Below are 11,859 nucleotides of genomic sequence, written 5' to 3'. Positions count from 1 at the left end.
GTTTTTTGAAGTGTAGGTGTTTTTTTTGTCCTATTGGTAAGCCGTAATCGTTTGGCCAAACATCTCACCAGATAATCCTGGATTAATTCTGACACGTTTTAAAGCAAATAGCCCATCTGACTGTCGAGCCAGTCCTGGTTCAGTTGTTAGGGCTAGTTTATAGCCGGTTTCTTGAGCTATTTGGACAACACGCTCATCATAACGTCCAACAGGATAACAAATCATTAACGTCTGTTGATCTAAGTTTTTATTTAGAAAAGCCATTGAATCAGTCAGTTCAGTTTTTATTTGTTCATCTGATAAGGTGTTTAACTCAAGATGATTGACTGTGTGACTTTGAATGTCGATGATCGAACTATCGGCCATTTCCTTCATCTGATCTAAGTTAAAGTAGTTGTCAGATCCCATTTTAGAAGTAATATAATTAATCGTTGCATGCTGATTATTTTCTTTCAACGCTGGGAAGCCAGCTTCAAAATTATTTAAGTAACCGTCATCTAGAGTAATCCAAACGATTTTATCAGCTGGTTTTTTCTGTTCAGTTAGTACCAGGTAAGCTTCTTCAGTTGATAATGTATAGTAGCCATTATCCTTGAGCCATTTCAGGTGTTCTTTGAATTCTGCTGGTGGTACTTTTAAGGTATTACCATCAGTACTAGTTGTTAAACTGTGATACATTAAAATAGGAAAAGCGATTTCTGTTTCACTTGATAACCATTTACTAGTATCTGGTTTTTCCTTTTTCTGTTTGTCAGATATGGAATCACTTGAAGTATCAGTCGTCATTTTCCCGTCTGAACCGACTTCAATGAGTTTTGTTTCTTGTTGCGATTTGTTTTTTATTTGATTAGCTGAATTTGTCCGGTTTTTCATCAGGAACATGCCAACTACCATTACTTCAACAATCAATAAGATTGAAACGAGCCAAATCCATTTTTTCATGATAATCTCCTTGTTTTTTCTTTTCAGTTTATCAAATCTCTGAACGGCTGGCAAGTCGAACTCTGGTGATTGTGAGATGCCATTATTTATGATAGAATTTATTAGCTAAGGACTGAAAAAGGTCTTTTTTTACGTTGAAAAGGGAGTGTTTTTTTGAGAAATTCACAATTTGACTGGCAGTTGCTTGATCAAAATTATCCAACGACTGATTTGGCTGATGCGGTAAAAGAGCAAGGCCTGTCAGAAAAGCTTGTACCATTATTATTGCATCGCAAGGTTGATACGGCTGAAAAATTAGCGACCTTTTTAGCGCCAACCTTAAATGATTTACATGATCCAATGTTATTGCATGATATGGAAAAAAGTATTAATCGTGTCCAAGAGGCAATTGCCGAGGATCAAACGATTTTAATTTATGGCGATTATGATGCAGATGGGATTACTAGTACAACAGTCATGAAAGACACGCTTGAGTTAATAGGTGCCAATGTTTTGTACTATTTACCTAATCGCTTTAAAGATGGCTATGGGCCTAATCTTAAAGTTTATCAAGAGATGATTGAGACACAAGGAGTTCAATTAATTATTACAGTCGATAATGGTGTTAGTGGTCACGAAGCGATTGCTTACGCGCAAGGACAGGGTGTCGATGTCATTGTGACGGACCATCATGAGTTGCCAGATGAATTGCCAAATGCTTTTGCAATTGTGCATCCTAAACATCCAGATGCTGATTACCCATTTAAAGATTTAGCGGGTGTTGGTGTTGCCTTTAAGTTTGCGACAGCTTTACTTGGTGAAATTCCAGTTGAAGCACTAGATTTAGTTGCGATTGGTTCGATAGCAGATATGGTTTCTTTGACTGGTGAAAATCGAATACTAGTTAAGTTAGGTTTAAACTTAATGAAGCAAACAGATCGGATTGGCTTACATGCGTTAGCCGAAGTAACTGGCACGTCATTATCTGAGTCGAATGAAGAAACAGTTGGGTTTCAATTTGCGCCACGTCTAAATGCCTTAGGGAGGTTAGACGATGCGACACCGGGAGTGGAATTACTTTCAACCTTTGATGAGGATGAAGCTAAAAATTTGGCTGAGATGATTCAAGAGGTTAACACTAAACGTCAGGCAATAGTCAAAGAAATTACTACTGAAGCGTTAGCCATGATTGATCATTCGGCTGATTTGCCGATTAATATTTTAGTCAAAGAAGGTTGGCATGAAGGTGTTTTAGGGATTGTTGCCAATCATGTAGTCAAACAGACACATAAGCCAGCTCTGATTTTAACCGTTGATCCTGTAACTAAAATTGTTAAAGGCTCAGGTCGTAGTATCGAAGCGTTAGATTTATTTCAGTTGTTAAATCAAGCGAAAGATTTGTTTATTGGTTTTGGTGGGCATCATATGGCTGCTGGCTTATCTTTTGCATTGACTGATTTAGAAGCAGTTAAGGAGCGACTAGCTTCTTTACTACTAGCTATGCCAATTGATTTAACGCAAAAGGATTCTTTATTAATTGATGAGACATTAGCTTTAGCTGATGTCACCATTCCTTATATTAAATCATTTGATTGCTTGCGACCATTTGGTGTTGATAATAAAGCGCCAATCATTCGTGTCGTTGGTGAGCGGATTGATCAATTAAAACAAATTGGATCAGATAAGTCGCACTTAAAATTCAGTTTAACGACACCGGATAGTCAAATCGATTGTATTGGCTTTTCATCTGGGTCATCCTATGCAGAGTTTTTAGCTGGTGACTCTTTTGAAGTGGTTGGCCAACTGAGCATTAATGAGTGGAATGGTCGACAAAAACCGCAATTAATGATGCAAGATTTCCAGATTAATGGCTTACAGATTTTTGATATTCGAGGTAAAAAAGCTAACGATGTGGTCATTGATACACATAACGTGTGCTGTGTGTTGTTTGATGAGCAGTTGCGTAGTCGGTATGCAACGATATCAGACGTGGTACTTTTTTCTGAGATAGCAGATAATGCTGGGTTACAGGCACGTTTAAAACATGATGCTCTTGTGTTATTGGATTGTCCAACGTCATTAGATGCTGCTCGTCAATTAGTTAGTTATTGTCAGTTAGATCGTCTTTATTTAAAATGTGATGTGGCTGTTGAGCATTATTTAAAAGGAATGCCTAAGCGTGACGATTTTGGTAAATTGTTTAAAGTCATTAAAGAACATCAACAATTTGATATCCGATACAAGTTAGCTAACTTAGCGAATTATTTAAAAATTGATAAAGACCAATTAATTTTTATGATAAAAGTGTTTTTTGAATTAGGATTTGTTACAATAGATGATGGTGTGATGAAGCGTGTGGATAACCCTGAGCCTCATCCGCTAACAGAAAGTCAAGAGTATCAAAGCTATTTAAAACGAATCGACGCAGAAAAGCTATTTGTTTATAGTGATGTTTCAGATATAAAAGAATGGCTGCTGCAACAGGAGGAAACATAATGAATTTAAAAGATTATATTGCGAGTATCCCAGATTACCCTGAAAAAGGCGTGATTTTTAGAGATATTTCACCATTGATGGGTAACGGCGCAGCTTATCAAGAAGCAACACGTCAAATTGTTGCTTATGCGAAAGAAAAGGATGCTGATATGGTCGTTGGGCCAGAAGCTCGTGGCTTTATTATTGGCTGTCCAGTCGCATACGAATTAGGTATTGGGTTTGCACCCGCACGTAAAAAAGGTAAATTACCTCGTGAAACTATTGAAGTAGATTATGGCTTAGAATATGGTAAAGCAACGCTGACTTTACATAAAGATGCTATTAAGCCTGGTCAAAAAGTATTAATCTGTGATGACTTATTGGCAACAGGTGGTACGATTGCAGCAACAATTCAAATGGTTGAAGAACTAGGTGGAATCGTTGTAGGTTGTGCATTCTTAGTTGAGTTAATGGACCTACATGGTCGCGATAAAATCGCTGGCTATGACATGTTAGCATTAATGGAATTTTAAAAAAACAAAAAACGTTCAACATTGACGAGATTTGGTTCTCGCTAATGTTGGACGTTTTTTGTTTTAGCCAAGATTATTTATCTGGCTGTAATCATTAATCTTTAACAGCGACGCTTTTGGTATAACTTTTTCTTTTAGTACTGATGATGTTATCCTTATTTCGATTTAAAAAGCGATATAAGCGACCGACATCTTCTGGAGATTCCAAAATCATAATGGTCACAGGATAGTTATATAAAGTGCTCTTAACAGTTGGAAGGCGTTCTTTAAAGCGACGGTTCCATTTAAACAATTTAAACATCCTTTTTATAATTGCATCTCGCTGTTCTAATGTTTTACCAGGCTCTAATAATTGGGACATTGACCGTTTAGCTACTCGCGATTGTGACACATATAGTGGGTAATCTAGTAACACGATTAAATTAGCCTCTTCAAACGATGATTTCGTCCACTGGCTAATTTGGACACCTTCGACAATCCAAGAGGGAAGTGGTGAAATGGTCTCATTGACACGGTCAAATCGCTTTTGTTTGTCTTTAATTTTTAAAAAATCGTCTAATGAAATACCGGGGATTTCATATTTATCTTCAAGTTTCTTCATGAGTGATGTTTTTCCGCTACCAGCATAGCCAATTATTCTAATTTTCATAGTATGCGTCGAACCCCCAAACGATTTAGTCTGATTTATATTTAACAATACATTGTTTTATACTTTTTGACAACTATTACTCTGTTTAAAGATATGTTGTTTTTTATCTTGTTATATTCTTCAAACGTTTCCTGTATTGATTAAGTGTTTTTTAGATAAGTTAAAAAACTTTATAGAGAACGTTATCAAGCGTTTAAGTTTAATTAAAATCGTGCAATCACTATGAGATAGTGTTAAAATTAATAACGAACAAATTGAAATATGGAGGCTAAGAAGATGGAAAATCAGGTAACGGAGTTTAAACATAAGTGGTTTGCACTCACCATACTGGCATTATCGGTTTCTTTGGTTGTTATTGATGGAACAATTGTTAATGTGTCTTTACCTGTCATTATGAAAGATTTAAAATTAACATTTACCAATGCTGAGTGGATTATTACTTTATATTCACTCATTTTTTCAACTTTACTTATTACAATGGGGCGAATTGCCGATCATATTGGTCGTCGTAAAACGCTGATTACCGGTATTATAATTTTTAGTATTGGCTCTATCATGGCAAGCTTTTCAACAAACGTAGTGTTAATGTTGGTTGCTCGGTCAATTCAGGGGATTGGGGGAGCAACAGTTTTACCAACAACTTTATCTGCTGTTAATTCGTTGTTCTTTGGTAAAGATCGAATTACAGCTTTTGCTGTCTGGGGTTCGGTTATTTCTGGAATGGCGGCTATTGGTCCTCTGTTAGGAGGTTTTTTCACTACTTATCTAACCTGGCATTGGATTTTTTGGATCAATATTCCGATTGGGATTTTCATTATTATTGGCGCATTAAAAGTATTACCGGAAACGTATGGTCAAAAAATGACCAATGGTTTTGATTTTATTGGTTTTATTTTATCAACGGTTTCATTAGGCTTACTTATTTTTGGAATTATTGAGGGTCGTAACTATGGATGGTGGAAGCCAAAAGGTGATCACTGGACAATTGGTAATTTGTCAGCTATTCCTTATATGCTTGGAGTAGGTGCCATTATCTTAGTGCTATTTCTAGTATGGGAACGTCACTTAAATAAAGCGAATAAATCACATCTTTTAGATATTTCCTTATTCCGCTTCAAGAGTTTTTCTTTAGGAAATATGATTGCGGGTGTAGTAGCAATTGGTGAGTCGGGGTTATTATTTTTATTACCACTGTTTTTACAAAACATCTTACTATTATCTCCAATCAAATCAGGTGTCATTTTAGCTATGATGGGTGTTGGGGCATTTATCGCAGGAGGTTTAGCCTCATTTATCGTTCAAAAAACGTCTGCAGCCTTTGTTGTGTCACTTGGTCTATTTTTAGAAACGCTTGGTTTCTTTGGATTCTTTAAGACCGTTTCACCAACAAGCAGTCTTAATTGGATTATTTTTTGGTTAATTGTCTATGGTATTGGACTAGGTTTTGCTTCAGCACAATTAACGTCAATTGTTTTGAAAGACGTACCACCAAAAGAATCGGGTCAAGGGTCATCCGTTCAATCAACGATTCGTCAAATTGGCTCTGCTCTAGGTATTGCGATTATTGGGACTATTTTTGTCATGCAGTTACAAACGGATGTGCCACATTCACTAGATAACTTAAATTTACCAAGTGAGGTGCAAAAACCACTAGAGAAATCTGTGGTAGAAAGTGCTGGTTCTTCGATTAAGGCTTTAAAAGAAGCCAATCCTGAAACAATGCACATTACTAAAGAGGAACAAACAAAAATTGTGTCTAAATTAGATGATACATTTACAAGAAGCGTCGTAAAAACGATTGGTATTGCTTCTGGTGTCATGCTAATTAGTTTATTATTAACAATTGGGTTATATCAAAAGAAACCAGACTCTAAGAAAAAAGCTTCAACAAGTGCTAAATAAATACTGATAAAGGGTTAAGGAGTAAGTTCAATTATTTCTTAGCTTTTTGTTTTCTATAAGACTTTATTTTAAACCCAAAGTATTCTTGGACTAAACTAAAATATGATATTGACAAGCCATCTGAATATCGGTATTATACTATTTGTAGTTAATTTTGCCGCCTTAGCTCAGCTGGTAGAGCACCACCATGGTAAGGTGGGGGTCGTGAGTTCAAGCCTCATAGGTGGCTTATCTAAAGTTGTTAAGTCAGTAGGTGTTTCGATACCTACTGATTTTTTTGTTGTATTTTCAGGTTATTGATTTGAATCTAATTAGGAAATTACGTTTTATGAAACTAATATTTGATAAATGCATTTTTTTATTAATTGGAGTACACTATAACTATATTATGATAAGGAGGAAAGACAAATGAAAAAAATTAATGAAAAAGGAATGGTTTCCTTTGGCCAAGCATTTAAAGATTTTTGGCTTGGATATATCGACTTCAGAGGTCGGAGTACACGTGCTGGCTACTGGTGGGCACAATTAGCGCTTTGCCTTATCTATGCTGTGGTAATGTTAATTATGATGATTACAATGGTGGTTTCTGACTCGATTAGTGCACTAAGTATTTTTGGTATTATGTTATTAGGTCTTTTTACCTTAGCGATTCTTGTTCCTAGTCTAGCTTTATCGGTTAGACGCTTGCGTGATACTGGGATTCAGAGTAAAACAATTTTAGGTCTTTATTTAGTTTTCTTCGCGCTATCTTATACTATGGCAATGCTATCTTATAGTAGTATTATTAGCTCCGTGATAAACCAATTTTCATATGGTACTCATGAGACGATCCCAATGATGATGAACTATGTCTCATCACCATTATTAACTTTTATAACTATCCTGATATCACTATTTATTAGTGTTTGTACTGTTTTACCGACAGGGATGTTTGCAACAAATAGTAAAAATCCAGTTTTAAAGGCTTTATTTTATACAAAAAAAGCGTAAAAAATTAATAAAAAACTTCGATTGACTGTCATTATACTAGTCAAATCGAAGTTTTTTATGTGGTGAGTTTATAGTTTTTTTACAAATTCTGATTTTAGTTTCATTGGTCCAAAACCATCGACTTTACAATCAATGTTATGATCACCTTCAACTAAACGGATGTTTTTCACTTTAGTTCCTTGTTTAATTGGATTGCTTGCACCTTTGACTTTTAAATCCTTGATAACTGTGACGCTATCACCTTCAGTTAAAATATTCCCATTTGAATCTTTGACGATTAAACCTGATTCTTCTTGTGCTGCAGCTGACTCCGACCATTCATGACCACATTCTGGACAGACAAATAATCCACGGTCTTCATAGGTGTATGTTGAGCCACACATCGGGCATTGAGGCATTTCCATATCTTTCACTCCTTTATTCTGTGTCGTCATGCTCATTCTATCTCATGTGGTTAAAAAAATAAAGAACAAATCTGTTTTTTTAATTAGTTACGTTTGAAACTTTTCATGGGAGTAGCATAATCAATAAAATAATTGATAAAAATAAGTAGAATAGTTGGAATTTATAGAGAATCATGTATAATGAGTAGTGCAATTATTTAAAAGAAAGTAGAGGAGGTTCTCCTTTGGCAAATGAACATGACCCAAATAATTTAGAGCCAGAAACATCTAGAAATGGTGCAACTGAGCAGACTGACAATCAAGAACCAACATATACAGAAAAGCGTTCACGTAAAAAAAAGTATGATAAACGACAAAAAGAAAATAAAATGGTTGGCAAAATTGTTGCCATTGTCATTGGCCTACTTGTTATGGCCTTAGTAATAGCTGGATTTTCTTTTTATAACTTTTTTAAGTCTAGTTTGCAACCATTAAATCCTAATAATAAAAAATTAGTTCAAGTTGAAATCCCTGTAGGTAGTTCAAGTAAAGATATTGGTCGTATTCTAGAAAAAGATAAAGTAATAAAGAGCGGTTTGGTTTTTTCTTATTATGTGAAGATGAATAATTTATCTGATTTTCAAGCTGGATATTATCAAATGGCTCCTAGCATGAAGTTATCTGAGATTGCTAGCAGTTTACAACAAGGTGGGACAGATGAGCCAGAAGCTCTAGCTGACGCTAAAATAACTATTCCTGAAGGGTATACAATTGATCAAATTGCTGATTTATTAGCTAAGAAAACAACGGTTAAAAAAGATGATTTTCTGAAACTAATGAAAGATGAGACGTTTTTCAATCAATTAGTTGAAAAGTATCCGGATTTATTAACAAGTGCTAAAGAAGCGAAAGATGTTAAGTTCCGCTTAGAAGGGTATTTATATCCGGCGACTTATAATTACTATGAAGATTCTAAATTAGAAGATTTAGTTGATCAAATGGTGGCTAAAACAAATCAAGTGTTAACCCCTTATTATGACTCGATTAAGGAAAAAAATCTAACGGTACAAGAAGTGTTAACTTTAGCTTCATTAGTTGAAAAAGAAGGCGTTCATGAAGATGATCGTCGAAAAATTGCCCAAGTTTTCTTTAATCGGATTAAAATCGATATGCCTTTACAATCTGATATTTCAATTTTATATGCTTTAGATGAGCATAAAGTTCATTTATCAAATCAAGATACTCAAGTGGAATCACCGTATAACTTGTATATTAATAAAGGTTATGGTCCTGGGCCGTTTAATAATCCAAGTCAACAGGCAATTGAAGCTGTTTTAAACCCAAGTGCTAACGATGACATTTACTTTTTAGCTGATGTATCAACTGGTAAAGTTTATTATGCTAAAACATATGAAGAGCATTTAGCACTCAAACAAGAATATATCGATAACAAAAAATAACAAATAAAATTAATTTGCGAATTTTTGTTTACTTTTGTTTTTGAACGTGGTATCTTGTTTCTTGAACAAATTAAGCTTTTCTGATACTTTATCAGAAAAGCTATTCCTTTTATATAAAGGATTATAAGGGATTATTGATTAAGGAGAAGTGACAACAAAATGGAAAAAACGTATCCAATGACTTTAGAAGGTAAAGACAAATTAGAAAAAGAATTAGAACATTTAATTATGGTGAAACGTCCTGAAATCGTGGAACGAATTAAAATTGCCCGTAGTTTTGGGGACTTATCAGAAAACTCTGAGTATGAGTCAGCAAAAGACGAGCAAGCATTTGTTGAAGGACGAATTACAACGATTGAAAATATGATTCGTTTTGCACAAATTATTGATAACGGTAACGTAGCAAAAGATGAAGTGGCACTTGGACGTACGGTATCATTCATTGAATTACCAGATGGTGAAGAAGAAGAATACATCATTGTTGGTAGTGCAGAAGCTGATCCATTTTCTGGTAAAATTTCTAACGACTCACCAATTGCTCGAGCTTTATTAGGTAAAAAATTAGGCGATGAAGTCGTTATCTCAACACCAGGTGGTAATATGACCGTTAAAATTCAAAAAATTTCTTAAAGTTATGCTTTGGCATAGCTTTTTCTTTTGAAAATCAGACTAAAGACTGAGTACAGATTACTTCTTTTGCGGTTTACTGGATACTTAGGGGCTAGTTATAATTAAGTATAAGTTATTCTTAGAAAAGGGGTTAAATAGATCATGCAGAGCTCATGGAAGTTTTTTATTGTGATTGAGTTATTGTTACTACTTTGGGGAGCCTATCACTTATTGAGTAACGTACCGATCTTCTTATTTTTCTTATTTGCACTTTTAAATATTTATTACGTGTCAAAGAAAAGTCAACGGACATCCTTTAATCAATTTCAATTTTTTGCTAGTGTGATTATTGTCATTTTATGTCTTTTGAGTAGTCCAGCAATTTGGCTCATGCTCATTATCGCTATTGTTTTTATTGGGTCTAAAGGGATTGAAGTATCAGGAGTCAACGTTTTTTCTCATGCGCCGTGGAATAAAAAACACATGATGATGGTCAAGACAACTGCTAGTGAACCAAAATCTGGTCGCCGTTTTAAACGTAAATGGTTAGGTACTCAACGTTTTGGTGATGCAATGTACGAATGGAATGATATTAATATCGCGGTTGTTTCGGGAGACACGATTATTGATTTTGGGAATACTTTGTTGCCAAAAGATGATAATATAGTGATAGTGAGAAAAGGCTTTGGTCGGACGCGTTTATTAGTTCCAACTGGCATTGGAATTGTGGTTGAGCATTCAACAATGATTGGTAATTTGAGTTTTGATGGAGAAGAGTATTCTCTAACAAATGAGTCAATCAAATTGTATAGTTCTGACTATGATAATGCGACAAGACGTTTAAAAGTCATTACTAACTCATTATTTGGCGATGTTGAGGTAATACGCATATGATGGAAAAATTAAATCGACCGTTAGTCTTTTTTTATACGTTCCTTTTTACGTTTATAGTTCTAATTTTGACACTTTATATGTACTTTTTTGCTAAAAAACAAAATTACTGGATGGGCGAATTATTAACGGTTCAAATGTTTAAAATTCCTCTCTTGATTTATGTCATTTTAATTTCAATTGTGGTGGGTTTTGTTGTTCTGGCTTTTCTTTATTTTATCGATTATAAAATCTATGGCAAAGTGGAAATGCAATTGCGTTTGATGGCACTAGGTCAATATGAGCATCGTAAAACAATGGAAAGTCTTGAAAATCATCCGACACAGATTGATTTAGACATTCAATCGATTCGGATGAAGTTAGTTGATATGACTAAAGATCTACAAGAACTTAGCCAACGACCGCAGTTAGTAGATGGTCAAACAAAAGAAAATATTATTAAAGAAGAACGTCATCGTATTGCTAGAGAATTGCACGATTCTGTAAGCCAGCAGCTTTTTGCGGCAACGATGATGTTGTCGACTTTAAATGAGATTGTCGCAGAAAGTGAGATTCCGGAAATTATTGAGAAGCAATTAAAGGTCATTACTGGTATTATTGATTCATCTCAATCTGAAATGCGTGCGTTATTACTCCATTTACGTCCAATTAATTTAGAAAACAAATCACTAAAAAGTGGTGTAGAATTATTATTAAAAGAGTTACAAACTAAAATCAATATTGAAGTAGTTTGGGATATTGAAAATGTTTCAACTAAAAGTGCTATTGAAGATCATTTATTCCGTATTGTTCAGGAATTATTATCGAATACATTGCGTCATGCTAAAGCTACGACTTTAGAAGTGTATTTAAAATCAATCGATCAAAACCTTCTGTTAAAAGTCGTGGATGATGGTGTTGGCTTTGATATGGAACAAGATAAAGTGGGTAGTTATGGTTTAGGAAACATCCAAGAACGGGTAACTGGGATTGGTGGCACACTGAAAATTGTTAGTTTTAAAAATCAAGGTACAAGTATCGAAATTAAAATCCCGTTAATTTAGGAA

General features: G+C 34.7%; 11 protein-coding genes and 1 tRNA gene. 9 read left to right on the top strand and 3 right to left on the bottom strand.

All coding sequences use genetic code 11. The features are described from left to right. Positions 1–30: 30 nt before the first annotated feature. Positions 31–942 carry a polysaccharide deacetylase family protein gene (locus BW732_RS01735; protein ID WP_077275169.1) on the bottom strand — a complete coding sequence of 304 codons (912 nt, stop codon included), beginning with the start codon at positions 940–942 and terminating at the stop codon, positions 31–33. A gap of 153 nt (positions 943–1,095) precedes the next feature. Between BW732_RS01735 and recJ the strand changes: the two genes are divergently transcribed. Then, positions 1,096–3,417 (top strand): single-stranded-DNA-specific exonuclease RecJ, encoded by a 2,322-nt coding sequence (gene recJ, locus BW732_RS01730; RefSeq protein WP_148112213.1) that lies wholly within the window; start codon positions 1,096–1,098, stop codon positions 3,415–3,417. Further along, positions 3,417–3,929 carry an adenine phosphoribosyltransferase gene (locus BW732_RS01725; RefSeq protein WP_077275168.1) on the top strand — a complete coding sequence of 171 codons (513 nt, stop codon included), beginning with the start codon at positions 3,417–3,419 and terminating at the stop codon, positions 3,927–3,929. Before recJ ends, BW732_RS01725 begins: the two co-directional genes overlap by 1 nt. Before the next feature lie 94 nt (positions 3,930–4,023). On the opposite strand, the gene BW732_RS01720 is transcribed toward BW732_RS01725, so the two are convergent. Further along, positions 4,024–4,578: a P-loop NTPase family protein gene (locus BW732_RS01720; RefSeq protein ID WP_077275167.1), complete on the bottom strand. Its 555-nt coding sequence runs from the start codon at positions 4,576–4,578 to the stop codon at positions 4,024–4,026. Between the two features lie 276 nt (positions 4,579–4,854). Between BW732_RS01720 and BW732_RS01715 the strand changes: the two genes are divergently transcribed. The 3 genes from BW732_RS01715 to BW732_RS01705 all read left to right on the top strand — a co-directional run bounded on the left by BW732_RS01715 (position 4,855) and on the right by BW732_RS01705 (position 7,470). Beyond that, positions 4,855–6,480: an MFS transporter gene (locus BW732_RS01715; RefSeq protein WP_077275166.1), complete on the top strand. Its 1,626-nt coding sequence runs from the start codon at positions 4,855–4,857 to the stop codon at positions 6,478–6,480. 156 nt (positions 6,481–6,636) lie between these two features. Beyond that, a tRNA-Thr gene (locus tag BW732_RS01710) sits at positions 6,637–6,709 on the top strand. A gap of 179 nt (positions 6,710–6,888) precedes the next feature. Beyond that, positions 6,889–7,470: a DUF805 domain-containing protein gene (locus tag BW732_RS01705; RefSeq protein WP_077275165.1), complete on the top strand. Its 582-nt coding sequence runs from the start codon at positions 6,889–6,891 to the stop codon at positions 7,468–7,470. Between the two features lie 68 nt (positions 7,471–7,538). On the opposite strand, the gene BW732_RS01700 is transcribed toward BW732_RS01705, so the two are convergent. Continuing rightward, positions 7,539–7,868, bottom strand: coding sequence for a zinc ribbon domain-containing protein YjdM (locus tag BW732_RS01700; protein WP_077276843.1), 330 nt, complete (start codon positions 7,866–7,868; stop codon positions 7,539–7,541). 230 nt (positions 7,869–8,098) lie between these two features. Here BW732_RS01700 and mltG point away from each other — a divergent pair, with 230 nt between their 5' ends. The 4 genes from mltG to BW732_RS01680 all read left to right on the top strand — a co-directional run bounded on the left by mltG (position 8,099) and on the right by BW732_RS01680 (position 11,856). Further along, positions 8,099–9,313 carry an endolytic transglycosylase MltG gene (gene mltG, locus BW732_RS01695; RefSeq protein ID WP_228414956.1) on the top strand — a complete coding sequence of 405 codons (1,215 nt, stop codon included), beginning with the start codon at positions 8,099–8,101 and terminating at the stop codon, positions 9,311–9,313. Positions 9,314–9,472: 159 nt separating this feature from the next. After that, positions 9,473–9,943, top strand: coding sequence for a transcription elongation factor GreA (gene greA / locus BW732_RS01690; RefSeq protein ID WP_077275164.1), 471 nt, complete (start codon positions 9,473–9,475; stop codon positions 9,941–9,943). Between the two features lie 141 nt (positions 9,944–10,084). After that, positions 10,085–10,816, top strand: coding sequence for a cell wall-active antibiotics response protein LiaF (liaF, locus tag BW732_RS01685; protein WP_077275163.1), 732 nt, complete (start codon positions 10,085–10,087; stop codon positions 10,814–10,816). Further along, complete coding sequence (locus BW732_RS01680) at positions 10,813–11,856, top strand: sensor histidine kinase (protein ID WP_077275162.1); 1,044 nt, start codon at positions 10,813–10,815, stop codon at positions 11,854–11,856. Before liaF ends, BW732_RS01680 begins: the two co-directional genes overlap by 4 nt. Positions 11,857–11,859: the final 3 nt, after the last annotated feature.

The sequence above is a fragment of the Vagococcus penaei genome, from assembly GCF_001998885.1.
Lineage (GTDB): Bacteria > Bacillota > Bacilli > Lactobacillales > Vagococcaceae > Vagococcus > Vagococcus penaei.
Note: the sequence above shows the minus strand (reverse complement) of the source record. Positions and strands in the feature narration are given on the sequence as shown.